Source organism: Methylophilus rhizosphaerae, assembly GCF_900100975.1.
Classification (GTDB): domain Bacteria; phylum Pseudomonadota; class Gammaproteobacteria; order Burkholderiales; family Methylophilaceae; genus Methylophilus; species Methylophilus rhizosphaerae.
Map to the genome: position 1 here is coordinate 143964 of NZ_FNFX01000002.1, position 15634 is coordinate 159597.

At 50.5% G+C, this 15634-nt stretch carries 16 protein-coding genes and 1 pseudogene; 2 read left to right on the plus strand and 15 right to left on the minus strand.

Annotation, left to right across the window (positions count from 1 at the left end):
- Positions 1 to 45: 45 nt before the first annotated feature.
- The 13 genes and pseudogenes from BLP53_RS04465 to gltX all read right to left on the minus strand — a co-directional run bounded on the left by BLP53_RS04465 (position 46) and on the right by gltX (position 12472).
- Positions 46 to 1137, minus strand: coding sequence for an OmpA family protein (locus tag BLP53_RS04465; RefSeq protein WP_091470753.1), 1092 nt, complete (start codon positions 1135 to 1137; stop codon positions 46 to 48).
- Between the two features lie 139 nt (positions 1138 to 1276).
- Complete coding sequence (locus BLP53_RS04470) at positions 1277 to 1987, minus strand: (5-formylfuran-3-yl)methyl phosphate synthase (protein ID WP_091470756.1); 711 nt, start codon at positions 1985 to 1987, stop codon at positions 1277 to 1279.
- A gap of 5 nt (positions 1988 to 1992) precedes the next feature.
- A complete protein-coding gene (locus BLP53_RS04475; RefSeq protein ID WP_091470759.1) occupies positions 1993 to 2571 on the minus strand; it encodes a DUF447 domain-containing protein in 579 nt (192 codons plus the stop codon).
- A gap of 6 nt (positions 2572 to 2577) precedes the next feature.
- Complete coding sequence (locus BLP53_RS04480) at positions 2578 to 4020, minus strand: DUF6513 domain-containing protein (protein ID WP_091470762.1); 1443 nt, start codon at positions 4018 to 4020, stop codon at positions 2578 to 2580.
- A 4-nt stretch (positions 4021 to 4024) separates the two neighbouring features.
- Positions 4025 to 4612: a flavoprotein gene (locus BLP53_RS04485; protein WP_091470765.1), complete on the minus strand. Its 588-nt coding sequence runs from the start codon at positions 4610 to 4612 to the stop codon at positions 4025 to 4027.
- A 13-nt stretch (positions 4613 to 4625) separates the two neighbouring features.
- The gene (locus tag BLP53_RS04490; RefSeq protein ID WP_091470767.1) at positions 4626 to 5960 is read right to left on the minus strand and encodes an adenylosuccinate synthase; all 1335 of its coding nucleotides are present in this window, start codon (positions 5958 to 5960) and stop codon (positions 4626 to 4628) included.
- 43 nt (positions 5961 to 6003) lie between these two features.
- A complete protein-coding gene (locus BLP53_RS04495; RefSeq protein WP_091470770.1) occupies positions 6004 to 7158 on the minus strand; it encodes an ATP phosphoribosyltransferase regulatory subunit in 1155 nt (384 codons plus the stop codon).
- 129 nt (positions 7159 to 7287) lie between these two features.
- Positions 7288 to 7467 carry a DUF2065 domain-containing protein gene (locus BLP53_RS04500; RefSeq protein ID WP_091470773.1) on the minus strand — a complete coding sequence of 60 codons (180 nt, stop codon included), beginning with the start codon at positions 7465 to 7467 and terminating at the stop codon, positions 7288 to 7290.
- A 15-nt stretch (positions 7468 to 7482) separates the two neighbouring features.
- Complete coding sequence (hflC, locus tag BLP53_RS04505) at positions 7483 to 8352, minus strand: protease modulator HflC (RefSeq protein ID WP_091470779.1); 870 nt, start codon at positions 8350 to 8352, stop codon at positions 7483 to 7485.
- Between the two features lie 22 nt (positions 8353 to 8374).
- On the minus strand, positions 8375 to 9562 hold the full coding sequence (gene hflK / locus BLP53_RS04510; RefSeq protein WP_091470781.1) for an FtsH protease activity modulator HflK: 1188 nt from the start codon (positions 9560 to 9562) through the stop codon (positions 8375 to 8377).
- Positions 9563 to 9591: 29 nt separating this feature from the next.
- Positions 9592 to 10705: pseudogene (locus BLP53_RS04515) on the minus strand (HflX-like GTP-binding protein); the annotation flags it as partial.
- A gap of 3 nt (positions 10706 to 10708) precedes the next feature.
- Positions 10709 to 10951 carry an RNA chaperone Hfq gene (hfq, locus tag BLP53_RS04520; RefSeq protein WP_055825305.1) on the minus strand — a complete coding sequence of 81 codons (243 nt, stop codon included), beginning with the start codon at positions 10949 to 10951 and terminating at the stop codon, positions 10709 to 10711.
- Positions 10952 to 11065: 114 nt separating this feature from the next.
- Positions 11066 to 12472: a glutamate--tRNA ligase gene (gene gltX, locus BLP53_RS04525; RefSeq protein ID WP_091470784.1), complete on the minus strand. Its 1407-nt coding sequence runs from the start codon at positions 12470 to 12472 to the stop codon at positions 11066 to 11068.
- Positions 12473 to 12589: 117 nt separating this feature from the next.
- Between gltX and BLP53_RS04530 the strand changes: the two genes are divergently transcribed.
- Entirely contained in the window at positions 12590 to 12925 is a 336-nt protein-coding gene (locus BLP53_RS04530) for a hypothetical protein (RefSeq protein ID WP_091470787.1), read from the plus strand.
- Between the two features lie 116 nt (positions 12926 to 13041).
- Complete coding sequence (locus BLP53_RS04535) at positions 13042 to 13260, plus strand: hypothetical protein (RefSeq protein WP_091470789.1); 219 nt, start codon at positions 13042 to 13044, stop codon at positions 13258 to 13260.
- 62 nt (positions 13261 to 13322) lie between these two features.
- Here BLP53_RS04535 and rimO read toward each other — a convergent pair whose 3' ends face one another.
- A complete protein-coding gene (gene rimO / locus BLP53_RS04540) occupies positions 13323 to 14657 on the minus strand; it encodes a 30S ribosomal protein S12 methylthiotransferase RimO (RefSeq protein WP_091470792.1) in 1335 nt (444 codons plus the stop codon).
- A gap of 10 nt (positions 14658 to 14667) precedes the next feature.
- Entirely contained in the window at positions 14668 to 15597 is a 930-nt protein-coding gene (locus tag BLP53_RS04545; protein WP_091470794.1) for a ZIP family metal transporter, read from the minus strand.
- Between the last annotated feature and the right edge of the window lie 37 nt (positions 15598 to 15634).

The window sequence follows — 15634 nt, forward strand, 5'->3', positions numbered from 1 at the left end:
AAAAAGCCACGCAATTGCGTGGCTTTTTTCAAGACAGGATGCTAGTTATTGGCAACCAACCTGTTTGGTACCTTCTGCACGGATTTCAACACGGCGGTTAGGCTGCAAGCAAGAAATCAGGCTCTTGGTTACTTTTTTACCTTCGCACTGTACTACTGGTTCAGATTTACCTTTACCTTCAGTAGTGATGATTGAGCTATCAACACCTTGAGCAATCAGGTAATCAGCCACTTGCTTAGCACGGCGCTCCGACAATTTCTGGTTGTAAGCATCGGTACCGATACGGTCAGTATGACCAGTCACGATGACAGCAGAAATTTCTGGGTTTGCCTTGATTTTGGCAGCAGTTTCTTCCAGAACACGGCGGCCTTCTTCACGCAGGTTAGCTTTATCAAAGCCAAACAGTTTTTCAGCACTTACTGTAACCACTTCACTTTGTGGCTTACATACTGGTGCTGGAGCGGGAGCTGGTGCTGGCTCTGGTGCAGGTTCTGCAACAGCGACTGGTTCCGGCGCTGGTGCTGGCTCTTCAACGACAGGCGCTGGTGCACCGAAACGGAAGATACCACCCAGGTTGACCAATGTGTTACTGATAGTGCCATCAGCATCAACTGTGCGCGCTGCATTGCGTGCGTCAGCACGGCTCCACTGCTGACGTACATCAGCCTGAATACCGAATTTGTCGTTGAACAGGTATTGCGCACCCAGACCAACGTTTGCCATCCAGGAAGTGTTGGATTTATCAGTCAAGCCAACGTTGCTATAGTCAACATTGTTACGCGCCGCACCAATACCTGCCAGCAGGAAAGGACGGAATTTGTCACGACTGAACATGTACAATGCATCCAGACCCAGTGCAGTTTGCTTGTAATGACCACCTGCGCCAGCGATATGTGTATCTTCGTCAGCACGGTTGTAACCCAGACGGCCTTGAATATCCCAGTGTTCGCTCAGCTCTTTACCGATAGACAAAAAGCCACCACCACCGTTGTCGGCTTCCAGGTCATTGTCTGTATTCATGTATGTTGCACCAGGTACAACATACCAGGCACCACGGTACATATCTTCAGCCTGTACGGCCTGTGATACAAATACCAATGCGGAAGCAACTGCCAAGCCTAAAAAACTTTTCTTCATTCATCGACTCCTTTTATTATTGGCTTAATAGCCACATCCTTGAAAAGAACTTACAGTTCGAACTATACGCAAACGACTGCCATGACGCAACTCTAAATCGCACCCAAGGCAAGTATTTATTGGCCTAGCAGCACATTATTCAACAAATTTGAGACAGTTTTTCTACCAGCAGATGCACTTTTTCCGGGATTAAAGGCTGTTCTCTGCGCTGATTGGCACATAAGCCACTTCTAAAACCCAGATAATCTGGCGCGATAGCAGCCAATTGCTCAAACTGCGCCATGCGCAACCCGCCCGCCATGCCCACATATAAATTCAGCGATCTGGCCATGCCAACAAAATAAACGAGCGCATCCAGCGCAAGCAATGCCGTCAGCGGTTGCGATTTTTCCGTGGTATCAACCATGACACCCCAGTACCCGCGTCTGGCTAGGTCGTGCAAGATGCCTTGCAGCCGGTCTTTTTCAGCAAGGCTGGGCGGAGAAAGTACGGCGATTAATCGGCAGTGGCTGGAAAGTAATAAGGTGATTCCGGTCTGAAAATTTTCCTGGCCCCAAATAGTTTCCGGTAATTTGATAACATCCACGCCCATATTGCACCTGGTCCCGCTTAATTGCAGGAACGCAGGCACTGACGCACAATCATCGCCAATGGTCGCGCTAACGGTAATGGCGCTATCCGGATGCTGCTGCCTGTAGCGATTGACAGCATCAATAATAGACTGTGATACGTCAAGGTCCAATGCCGCCAACGCGCCATAGGAAGTTTCTTTCAGGTCAATCAAGCGTACACCGGCTGACAATGCCAGTTCTGCTTCCTGCACCGAGCTCACACTGACCAATACCTGCATGTGCCTCACGCCTGCTGGATGCCACTTTGACTGGCCAGATGATTATTGACCCGGTCTACCAGCCATTGCCAGGCTTCAAGCTCCCGCTCACCGGCAGTTTTATCAATGGCGATCTGCAGATATTGCATTTCCTGCGTGATTTTTTCCATTGGCAACCTGTGCAGCCGGCTAACCAGCACAGCCAATTCAATCACAGCCGCCTGCGCACGGTTAAATCCCATAAATGCCCCATGTACGGCACTGTCCAGTACGGTCATGGACAATTGCGGCCTGACCTCATCCTCTTCTATCTGCTCCAACTGCAAGACATGATGGGCAAGGCAATCTTGCAGCCGTACGGCTTGCGGGATGGATACTGGCATTGTCGCAAACTGTTCCTTTCTTTTGGCAATCGCCGCCGCAAAGACACGGACATCATCAGTCAGGTTTAAAACCGCATATCCTGTTTCCAGAATATTTCGCAGGGTAGTCGATGGCCGGTATGGTGAAATAGTGACCTTGCCATCCCACCACTGAATACCAAATGGCGCAATATGAACCTCTCCCTGTGCAGAAGTTGTAGTGACAATTGTTTCGTAAATCATGCGGTGTTATTCCGTATCTGGTGCCGAAGCCGAATCCGATTGAATGCGTGTTTTTTCCAGGCGCTCTTTAATGGATGCTTCCCGGTGCGTAACTTTGGCCTGTTTATTCTGTTCAGCAGAAGCCACACCCCACTCCAGCATTTCATCCTGCACATAGCGTTTTTTCAGTTGCCATGCGATTTGCGCCCGGGCGAGCTCAACGCCAAGGTAAAAGGCATGTGAAGCATCATTTTGTACATTGAGGCCGGCATAAAAGCGGAAAGGGTCAGTATCCTGCTGCATTCCGTCCCGGTTGTATACATGTATACCCTGTTCGCTGACCATAATGCGGAAACTGGGATCTTTGATTTTACCGGCCAGTGCCATAATCTCCTCTGCCGAATAGGGAAATGGCTTTCTATCATGCAATCCCAGCAAACCATCAGAATATCCGCGTGGCAAACGCCTATCCTGGCTGGCACGGTACATGACACGCCGGGCGATATCCGCCTCAGCGATGGCTGCACAAGCATGCGGGCTGACCGAAGTTGCCAGTACGGCATTAATATTTAGTTCACTGATAATGCCGAATAAAATCGCATTCACCCCCGTTGTATCCGCATCGGTCAGCTCTGTCAGGTTACCGACACCCATCATGATCTGGATATCCGGATAGCGTTTACGCAATTTCTGGTAGCGTACGATGGAGTCCGTTAGCCCAAAGTGAATCGGATCCAGAATTGGGTCGGCGATAAATGGTTTTCCACGCTGAAGGCAATGTTCTATGGCACGCGTCAGACTGGCAAGATTATTGGGTTTGGCCGGAATCAGAATGGGCGTGGCAGCCACTTCATCGGCAATCCACAAACTATGCTCATGCAAGCTGAGTAAATAATCTGCCCCAGCCTTGCCTGCGGCGAGCAGATCCTCCTCGCGCATGGAATCAACACTGACCTGGAAACCTTCGGCTTTCAATGCATTGACCGCATCCGGCATATGTTCAAATGACTTGCCAGGCAGGCAACCAAGGTCAATTACATCGGCGCCCTGGGCCTGGAAATGTGTTGCCTTGGTGATAATTTGCTCGACACTAAGATCGGGAGCATCCACAATTTCCGCAAAAATCGTGACACTATGCTGCGTCAGATCCGGTGCCTTACCCTGTTGCCCGAAATATTGCGGAAGATCTTTCAAGTCTTTAGGTCCTCGCGCGACCGGCACCCCCCACTGCGCCTCCAGTGGCGCGAGGTCCCCCTGACATAAACCAGGCAAAATGACCTGGTCAACTTTCTCTACTTTGGGTAAACGGCGACCAATTAAGGGAGGGGTCATTAATGCCGCAACTGAAACGCCGATTTGCTTGACTTCATACTCAAACGGCGTTTGCTTGCTATCTGCCTGAATAGCCTGCAATACCTGGTGCAGGCTATGTTCTGCCAGTTTTCCAGTAAGAAACAGCAGTCTTGCCATAGCGTTAGTCTATCAAATGGTTTGTCACCTGTACGCCCGCATGCAAGGACAAATCATGCAGGCTGACCAATCGTTGCATAATGGCAGATTGCAAGTCAGTCATATTCTCTACCACGGCAGTATCGGCAAACAACTTTAACCTGGACACATTTTCCAGGTCAATCTGGCGCGGAAATACTTTTACCATATGATCCCGTGGTGCTTCGGACTCCAGTTCCGGGGCTGTATCACAGGCAAATACAATGCTATCTACCCTGGTTTTACCCGCCTGCGCAAACAGGTTGGTCACCAGGCTATCCGAAAATCCGTACGCCATTTTTGCGATGGTATTGGAGGTTGCCGGGGAAATCACCAGGGTGTGATATACCCCCTCGTAAAAACGTTCCACGGGCACACTGCTGGCCGTTTTGTCCTGATAGACTTTATGTCCGGTGGCATCCAGTTGTGCCTGAAAACCATATTGCCGGATAATTTCGGCCGCAGCCCGACTCAAGTAGATATCCACGTCTTGCAGCGTCTGCAAAATCGCCAGGGACTCCCTCAGGTAATGCCCGGAACCAGTAATTGCCCAAGCCAGTCGCTGTGCACACATTGCCAGTTCTCAATCAGGCAAATGGGTGCTGCAAGACAATGGTCTCGTCACGCTCAGGGCCAGTTGAGACGATGGCAATCGGCACACCACATACTGCTTCCAGGCGTTTGAGGTAATGCTGGGCGTTTTTCGGCAACGCGTCCCAGGTTTTGACACCAAAAGTGGTTTCTTTCCAGCCGGGTACGGTTTCATAGATAGGTTCGCAACGTGCCACGTCATCTGCCCCTACCGGCAGCATATCGACCACTTTGCCATCCAGTTTGTAACCGGTACAGATGTCCAGCGATTCAATGCCATCCAGCACATCCAGCTTGGTAATACACAAGCCGGTCAGGCCATTGATACGTGCCGAACGTCGCAGTGCTGCTGCATCAAACCAGCCGCAACGGCGCTTGCGGCGTGTGACGGTACCAATCTCCTGTCCCTTGTTGGACATCTGGTAGCCAGGGTCGCCTTCTGTTTCAATATCCAGCTCGCTGGGGAACGGGCCTCCGCCGACACGTGTGGTATATGCCTTGGTGATGCCCAGTACATAATGCAGCATATTGGCACCCACACCTGTACCTGCCGAAGCCTGGCCAGCAATACAATTGCTGGAAGTCACATACGGATAGGTGCCGTGATCCACATCCAGCAACGTGCCTTGCGCTCCTTCAAATAACAGGTGTTCGCCGCGCGCATTGGCTTCATATAAGGCCGCAGATACATCAGCGACCATCGGCTTGAGTACGGCAGCATGTTGCATGCTGGCATCATATTGCTGCTGGAAATCGACCGCAGTCGCGCCCAGATAGTTGGTTAATACGAAATTATGGTAATCCATCACTTCGCGCAGCTTTTCGGCAAAACGCTCAGGATGGAACAAGTCATACACACGCAGGGCACGACGGGCCACTTTATCTTCATAAGCCGGGCCTATGCCCTTACCGGTCGTACCAATCTTCTTGTCAACACTGCGCTTGGCTTCGCGCGCCAGGTCAACGGCTACATGATGTGACAAAATGAGTGGACAACCCGGACTGACCTTCAGGCGATTTTTAACATCCAGTCCGCCTTGCTCCAGGGTGCTGATTTCATGCAGCAAATGTGTCGTATCCAGCACTACGCCATTGCCGATGTAGCAATTGACGCCATGACGCACAATGCCAGATGGCACCAGGTTCAGCTTATACACTTTTTGTGCAGCGCCCTGGCCAACAACCAGGGTATGGCCTGCATTGTGGCCACCCTGGAAGCGAACCACCCCTTGCGCGTGATCGGTCAGCCAGTCAACAATTTTACCTTTACCTTCGTCGCCCCATTGCGTACCGATAACGACGACGTTTTTTGCTTGCCTAGATTGTGTCATGTTCAATAATTATCTTGTCAAAAACGAAAACTGGCTGCTGAAGTTACACCGCAACCACTTGCCAGCGACCATCGACTTTTTGCAAAGTACGGTCACAGGCCAATTCAGAATAATTCAGGAGCATATCGGGCAACGCCTCGACCACTACCTGCCCTTGCCCGCGCAGTGTTTCAATCACTGCCATTAACTCAGCATCGTCAGAAACCGGGGCAAGAATACCTTTGTTGAGGATGGCGGGACCGAGTGCTTGCAAGGCACCACGCAGGTCCAGGCTAAAGCCAGTCGCAGGCCGGGCGCGGCCAAACGCTGCCCCCACCTCGTCATAACGGCCACCCAGCGCAATCGGACCGGCGTAGCCATGGGCATAGGCAGCAAACACCATCCCACTGTGATACTGGTAGCCACGCAACTCGCTCAAGTCAATCGTGACAGTGACTTCGTTACTGCTCAATACGTCCGCCACGGTGACCATTTCATGTAGTGCCTGCTCGATTTCTGGCGTATCAGGTAATGTATCCCGTGCTTGCTCCAGCACCTCAACACCACCGTTCAACTGGGTCAGCGCAATAAAAGCCTTACGTGATTTCTCAGGTAAATTGGTAATCAGTTCCTGTACGCGTACGGCATCTTTCGCTTGCAAAGCCAGTTGCAATGCGCGCTCCTGTTGTGTACCCAACTGTGCGATATGCGACAGGCTGGCAAAAATAGCCACATGGCTGAGATCCACAAACAGAATGCGCATGCCTAGCAATTGCAGGGCTTTTACCATCAGTCGCTGCACTTCGATATCACTCTCAATGCCGGCATGACCGTAGAGTTCAGCCCCTAGTTGCAGCGGCTCGCGCGTACGCGCCAGCCCGTCAGGTTTGGTCCGGAGTACAGTCCCGGCATAACACAAGCGTGAAACGCCCTGATGATTCAGCATATGCGCATCAATACGGGCGGCCTGCGGTGTCGTATCTGCGCGCAAGCCCATTAAACGGCCAGTCAGCTGATCGACTACTTTAAAGGTTGCAATATCCAGATCATGGCCGGTGCCTGTCAATAATGACTCCACATACTCCATCATGGGAGGCATCACGTACTGGTAACCATGCACACGAAATAAATCCAGGATCTGGCGGCGGTAGGATTCAAGACGCGCAGCATCGGCCGGCAATACGTCTTCAATATATTCTGGAAGTAACCAATTATGCATCCGCGCATTATACCCGCAAACCCCTGCCTAAAGCACGGCTTTAGCAATCGCAAGCCATAACGGCTGCCCGGGCACGCAATAAAAAAGGCACGCGTATCCGGCGTGCCTTCCTTCAGTTAAATATAATTACTAACGGTTAAACCATAACACCAGCAACCCGGTCAGGACGGAGATAAAACCAATAAACCGGAGCTGCCCGTCACGTAATTGCAGCAGTTTTTCAAAGGTCTGGCGCCAGGACTGGGTAAACAGTAATGGCATCAATCCTTCAATCAGCAATACCCCACCAAGCAACCACCACCAGTTCATACATTGCCAGCAGAATTATTTCTTACCAGTATTGCGCATGTATTTAAAGAAATCTGAATTCTGGTCAATCACCATCACGTCAGACTTGCTTTTGAAGCTGTTTTTATACGCTTCCTGGCTACGGTAGAACGCGTAGAATTCGGGATTTTTGCCATAAGCCTGCGCATATACTTCTGCAGCTTTCGCATCGCCCTCACCCTTTACCTTTTGTGCATCACGGTACGCTTCCGCAATAATCACTTCACGCTGTTTATCCGCATCGGCACGGATTTTTTCAGCTGCAGCAGCACCTTGCGAACGTAATTCATTGGCCACAGATTTACGCTCAGCCTCCATACGCTGGTAAACCGACTCACTCACCTCTTTGGTCAGATCTACCCGACGTAAACGCACATCCAGAATCTGGATACCCATCTGGCGGCTTTCCTTGTCAGCGCGCTCACGCAGAATATCCATAATTTCTGCACGTTCGCCGGAAACCACATCATGAATGGTACGTTTACCAAACTCTGCCCGCAGGCCATCATTGACCATTTGCGAGATACGACGCTCAGCCTGTACTTCATCGCCCCGCACAGAAACATAATATCTGGCCGGGTCAATAATGCGCCACTTGATAAATGAATCAACCAATACGTTCTTTTTCTCGCTGGTAATAAAACGGTCAGGTTCTTCCCAGTTCAAAGTCAGGATACGTTTGTCGTAATAGCGGATATTCTCGACCATAGGCATTTTGAAATAAATACCAGGTTCTTTTTTGACAGAGACAATTTCACCCAGGCGGAATACCAGCGCATATTCCCGCTGGTCCACGGTATACGCCGAGGAAGTAATCACCACCAGTAATATAAATACCCCGATTAACAGGCTTCCAATATTTCTCATGTTCTTTTTCCTTCAGGGGCAACTAGCGATATTCGCGATCACGGCTTCTCATGGAGTCACGAGTGCGATCCAGGCCAGTGCTATCACTGCGAGACGGTTCCTGGGCAGACTTTTCTGCAGCAGGCGCGGATGTCGTTCCATTACCGGCACCACTCATACTCATCAGTTTGTCCAATGGCAAATAAAGCAAGCTATTGCCACCTTTTTGATCCACCAGCACTTTGCTGGTGTTGGACAGTATCTGTTCCTGTGTATCCAGATACAAGCGCTGGCGAGTCACTTCCGGTGCCTTGTTGTATTGCGTCAGAATCTGCTCAAAACGGTCAGCATTACCCCTGGCTTCGTTTTCCACCCGTAATTTGTAACCGGAGGCTTCTTCCGCCAGGCGCGCTGCGGTACCGCGTGCTTTTGGAATCACGTCATTGGCATAAGCCTGACCTTCATTTTTCTGGCGTTCCAGATCCTGCTTGGCTTTCACCGCATCATCAAACGCGGCCTGCACCTGCTCAGGTGGCTGCGCATTCTGCATGGTGACATTGACGATATGAACACCGGACTGGTATCTATCCAGCATTTCCTGCATCAGTTTTTTTGCTTTTGCAGCTACTTCATCACGGCCCTCATACAGCACGAAATCCATTTTGCTCTTACCGGCAATTTCACGGATCGCCGTCTCGGCAATACCGCGCACGCTCTCCTCTGTTGAGCGGTTGTTAAACTGGTAATCTTCGACCGATTTGAGGTTGTACTGTACGGCCACTTGCAAGTCAATGATATTTTCATCATCGGTCAGCATGAGCGATTCGCGCAACTCCTTGTTGCGACCAGACTCGCCCTCAAAAGAACGATAGCCCAACTCAATAGTCCGCACCTGTTCAAGGTTAACGTTTTCAACCGTCTCAATCGGGAAAGGCAAATGCCAGCGCGGGCCTGGCATGGTGGTTTCAACATGCTTGCCAAAACGCAACACGACACCGCGAGATCCCTGGTCCACGATATAAAAACCGGAGCCCAGCCAGATCAGGGCAACCAGGCCCAGGATAGGCGCAACCGGCAAAGATTGTGGTGCCGGTGCACCACCACGAGGGCCACCCTGCCCGCCTTTGCCACCAAACATACGATTGAGCTTTTGATTCAAGTCCTTGAACACCTCGTCCAGATCGGGCGGGCCTTCATTATTTTTATTCCAAAAGCCTGGAAACTTTCTCATTCATATACTCCGCTTGATATTTCCTGTTAAACGTAGGCACGCTCTTCCGTACTCAGTTTTTTCAGATATTGTTGATGCTCTAACAGCGCCTGACGCAAATCTTCGATGCCTGTACCCTCTCTGGCTGAGACACGAACAGTCCGGATATTACCATATTCATTCCTGTCCACCCCCGGCGCCATGTCCAGGCGGTCAATCTGGTTCAATACCAGGATCTGCGGAACGTTCGCGGCACCAATTTCATTAAGCACAATATTCACCTGCTCAATCTGGTTGTCGCGGTTGGGACTGGCCACGTCGACCACATGCAACAGTAAGTCGGCCTGCGCAGCTTCTTCCAGGGTAGCGCCAAAGGCTTCAATCAGGGTAGTCGGCAAATGCTTGATAAAGCCTACCGTATCGGACAAGACTACCGGGTAACCTTCCGGTAAATGCATTTTGCGTGAAGTCGTATCCAGCGTTGCAAATAGCTGATCCGCTGCGTACACGCCAGAATGCGTTAACCGGTTAAACAAAGTGGATTTACCGGCGTTGGTATACCCTACCAACGATACCGTCATCAAATTGGAACGTTTACGTGCACGACGCTGCATGCCACGTTGCTGTTTCAGCTTGTCCAGTTTTTCACGCAATTGCTTCACGCGTATACGCAACATACGCCGGTCGAGTTCCAGCTGTGTTTCACCCGGGCCACCGCGCACACCGATACCGCCTTTTTGGCGTTCAAGGTGGGTCCAGCCGCGTAGACAAGTGCTCCAGTTGCGCCAGCTCCACTTGCAATTTACCTTCATGGGATTGCGCGCGCTGGGCAAAAATATCCAGGATAAGGCCGGTACGGTCCACCACGCGCGCCTCAAGCAACTTTTCGAGGTTACGCTGCTGCGAAGGGCTCAAGTCGTGATTAAACGCCGCCACTTTGCTTTCATGTGCGGCCATGAGTGCTTTCAGTTCATCTGCCTTACCGGAGCCAATAAAATATTTGGGATCAGGTGAATGGCGTTTACCTTCAAGCGTGGCTGAAATATTTAGTCCGGCAGTACCGGCAAGATGGCGGAGTTCTTGCAAACTTTCTTCGTAATCAGCATCACCAAAATTGACACTGACCAGGACGACAGCATCTCCGCCGCTAGGTCTATCAAACATGCATTAAGATTCTTGTGCGGGTTCGTGTGATCCCAGGCTGACTGGACGGGCTGGAACAATGGTGGAAATAGCGTGTTTGTAAACCATTTGGGTCACAGTGTTTTTCAACAGAATGACATACTGATCGAAGGAATCTACCTGGCCTTGCAATTTAATACCGTTTACGAGATAAATAGACACTTGTACATGCTCTTTTCTCAGGGCGTTAAGAAAAGGATCTTGCAGCATTTGGCCTTTATTATTCATCTAAAATTGCTCCTTGTTTGTTTTAATCATATATTGGAGTTTTATTATCTTGAACACCAATCCCTTACAGTGACTATGATTGTACTAATTTGTTCCAATTTCAATGCCTGTGCATTATTTTTTTGGAAATAAAGCACGAATGCGCTGTAAACAGTGTTCTTTACCTAAAATCGACATCACTTGATCGATGCTTGGCGACTGCGCAATGCCGATCAAAGCCACCCGTAACGGCATAGCCAGTTTGGGGAATTTGATCTGTTGCTCAGTCACGACCTGATTCAGGACATCGTGCAATTTATCGGCAGTCCAGTCAGAATCTTGAGTCTTTTCCAGAAAACTTTCGATATACGCAGCGGTTTCCGGCTGGATATGTTTGGTGGCATCTGCCTCATTGATGGCTGGCATCTGGTAGAAGAATGCAATCTCCTGCGCCAGCTGATTCAAATTGTTGGCCCGCTCGCGGTATAAATTCAGTACCGCCAGCAAGTCTGGCGTTTGGATTTCATTGATGCCCAGTTTTGCCAGGCGTGGCTTCACTTCTGCTGCAATCCGTTCCAGCGGCAAGGTTTTGATATAGTGCGCATTCAACCAGTTGAGTTTTTCAGTATTGAACTGCGCGGCAGACGGCGTGATATGGTCAAGATCAAACCATTTACAGAACTGTTCCATGCTGAATACTTCATCGTCGCCATGTGACCAGCCCAGGCGTGCCAGGTAATTTAGCACGGCTTCACGCAGGTATCCATCCTCGTGATACTGCATCACGCTGACAGCACCGTGGCGCTTGGACAGCTTCTGCCCGTCATCGCCCAGAATCATGGATAAATGCGCATACTGTGGAACTTGTGCGCCCAGCGCTTTTAACATATTGATCTGGCGTGGCGTATTGTTGACGTGGTCATCGCCACGAATCACCTGCGTCACGCCCATTTCCCAGTCATCGACGACAACACAGAAATTATAGGTTGGCGTACCATCTGCACGCGCAATAATCAGGTCATCCAGTTCAGCATTGGCAATCTCGATACGACCTTTGACCATATCGTCCCACGCTACAACGCCATCTTGCGGGTTTTTAAAACGCACGACTGGCGGCACGTCTTTTGGCGGTTCAGGCAAGACCTTGCCCTCTTCCGGGCGCCAGCGACCGTCATAGCGTGGTTTCAACCCTTGCTGCATCTGGCTTTCCCGTAGCGCATCCAGCTCTTCCTTACTGCAATAGCAGTAATAAGCCTGCCCCGCCTCCAGCATTTTCCGGATCGTGGCTTTGTAAATATCCATACGCTGCATCTGGTAAAACGGGCCTTCGTCATGATCCAGTTGCAACCAAGCCATGCCGTCCAAAATCGCCTGCACCGCTTCCGGCGTAGAGCGCGCCACATCAGTATCTTCAATCCGCAGGATAAACTGGCCACCATGACGTTTGGCATAGGCCCAGGAAAATAATGCGGTGCGCGCGCCGCCAATGTGTAGGTAACCGGTGGGGCTGGGTGCAAAACGGGTTTTAACAGCTGATTGCATGATGACTCTCTGAATTCTTAAGCGCATTATTTTAACATGGCCCACGTGGTCATGCCGTACCGCCTGGTATTACAGCGCCAGATTGAAGCGCGGATATAAACGCGCTATGATGCGCGCATGATGCAGCCTTCCCTTTCCAGCACTGACGTCCATGTCGGCGAGCTTTACGGTAAACCGGATGCCGCCGGGCAAACCCAGACCATTTATCATGTGGTTGCCCTGCACAAACAAGGCATCACCTTGCAGAATATGGATAACCCGTTAAGCCAGTTTGAAACCACCGCCAGCAAGCTGCTGCAATCTGGTTATATCCGGCTCAGCCAAACGCCTTATGTCAATCTGTCACACAACAGTAAACGCAAAAACAGCGTTTCCAAACTCAAACGCTGCCCTTATACACTGGATTGCTTTGCCGAGCGGGCTGATTGTGAGCGACCACAAATCAGCCAGTAGCCGAGAAATCTAATGACAACATTGAATAATTTTTCCATTTGACGCTCTAACCTTACGCAGCGTCAAAAAACAAGTTGTGTTTATTCAAGCAATTGTGCGGAAAGAAGGATTAGACAATGACATTTTTATCATCACAGGTACAGCAAATAGCCAGAATCGGGGCGAATCTTGAACTCAGCCCCGAAAGCAATTATTTATCTTCCCAAGTAGAGCAGATTATCAGGATTGTCAAAAGCCGCGAAGGCCATATCAGGGTACATGCCGGCAATTACACCTCTTCGCAGTTGGAACAGTTCGCACGGATTGGCGGCGCCAGCGTTACCATTGTGGTGTAACGAAAGATAAACAAGCAATAAAAAATGCCGCAATTGCGGCATTTTTTATCATCCCTAGCCCATTAAAACTCAGGAGGTGCGCCGATCAAGTCATGACCTTGTGAATCAACAATCTGCACATCAACGAAATCACCAGGATTCAAGCCTTCGGCATCCTGCAAATAGACAATACCATCAATTTCTGGCGCATCGGCTTTGGTACGCGCAATTGCCAGCACATTGCCATCGTCATCTTCGGTCAGTTCATCCACCAGCACCGTTTGCAGGCTACCCACTTTAGCAGCAACCTTGGCGGCGCTTATGCGCTCCTGGACTTCCATAAAACGGCTCAAGCGTTCTTTTTTGATCTCCTCCGGCACCTGGTCTGGCAAGGCATTGGCAGTTGCACCATCAACAGCAGAATAAGCGAAACAGCCGACGCGGTCCAATTGTGCCTCTTCCATAAAGTCGAGCAGCATCTTGAAGTCATCTTCAGTTTCGCCAGGGAAACCGACAATAAAAGTACTACGGATAGCAATTTCAGGACAGGTTTCACGCCAGGCTTTAATACGTGCCAGGTTGTTTTCACTGCTGGCCGGGCGCTTCATGGATTTGAGGATGCGCGGGCTGGCGTGCTGCAAAGGCACATCCAGGTAAGGCAGGATCGCACCTTCTGCCATCAATGGAATCACGTCATCGACATGCGGATAAGGGTAAACATAATGCAACCGCACCCACACGCCCAACTCACCCAGCGCCTTGCTGAGTTCAGTCATATGCGTTTTAACCGGGCGGCCATTCCAGAAGCCTTTGCGGAATTTCATATCCACGCCATAAGCTGACGTATCTTGCGAAATCACCAGGATCTCAGACACGCCGGCATTGACCAGGCTTTCCGCCTCATTCAGTACATCACCAATCGGGCGGCTGACCAGGTCACCCCGCATGCTGGGGATAATACAAAAGCTGCAACGATGATTACAGCCTTCTGAAATTTTGAGGTAGGCGTAATGTTTAGGCGTTAAACGGATGCCTTGTGGAGGCACCAGATCTGTGTATGGATCATGCGGTTTGGGTAAATGCGTATGCACATGTCCCATCACTTCTTCCAGCGCATGCGGGCCGGTCACGGCCAATACGCTTGGATGCGCTTCTGTTACCACATCCCGTTTCGCACCCAAACAGCCGGTCACGATCACTTTGCCGTTTTTATTCAGCGCTTCACCAATAGCATCCAAAGATTCCTGCACGGCAGAATCAATAAAGCCGCAGGTATTCACCACCACCAGGTCGGAGCGCTCATAACTGTTGCTGATTTCATATCCTTCTGCGCGCAACTGCGTCAGGATACGCTCGGAATCAGACCCGGCCTTGGGGCAACCCAGTGAAACAAAACCGACTTTAGGCGTATTTTGCATAAAAAATCTTCTAACCCTCTACCAGAAGCTTGGTTATTGCTACAGAAGCAACCCCCAGGGTGATTAATAACAATTGCAATAGCGTATCGCGCAAGGCAGTCCGCTTGTGTAAACCGGGAATCAGATCCGCAACCGCCACATACAGCATGCTGGCCGCAGCCAGGCTCAGGATATAAGGCACCCAGTGCTGTACCAGGTTCAGCCCCAGGTAAGCCAGCAAACCACCAGCCAGTGTCGCCAGGCTGGAAGCAATATTGAACAGGAATGCCTTGCGCTTGCTGTAACCGGAATGCAGCAGAATCAGGAAGTCGCCGACTTCCTGTGGAATTTCATGGGCGATAATGGCCAGCGCTGTTACCAGGCCAACCTGCATATCCACCATAAAAGCGGCGCAAATCAGCACCCCATCGACAAAATTATGGAAAGTATCACCTATCATGATCATCATGCCGCTACGGCCACCATCGTGGTCATGATGATGGTGATGACTGAATACTTGTGTTGCTTCAGCAGGCGCCAGGCGGAATTTAATCGCGCCCTGTGGTGCCTTGACTGCTTTCTGTTCAGCAGGCTGTCCTGGATGCAATTCTGGGCAATGTGCCTCGTCATGCATGGCATGCATTTCACAGTGTTCACCATGGCAATGCCGCCAAAGTACCAGCTTTTCCAATGCGAAAAACAGCAAAATACCAAATAACATGGTGGCGGTCATGGCTTCCACATTGGGGCTGGTTTCAATCGCATGCGGCAGAATCTCAAGGAATACCGCTGCCAACAAAGCGCCAATCGCATAGCTCACCAGCAACGGAACCCAGTGTTTTCTGGCATTGAGGGCAAATATGGCAGCCACTGACACACTGAGTACGCCGCCCGCCAGGCAGGCAATGACCATACCAGTCAGCGGTGAAATCATGGCCAGGGATGTGGTGAGATTAATCATGCATACTTTGTGGAAATGAGGCGGGCATTATACGTGA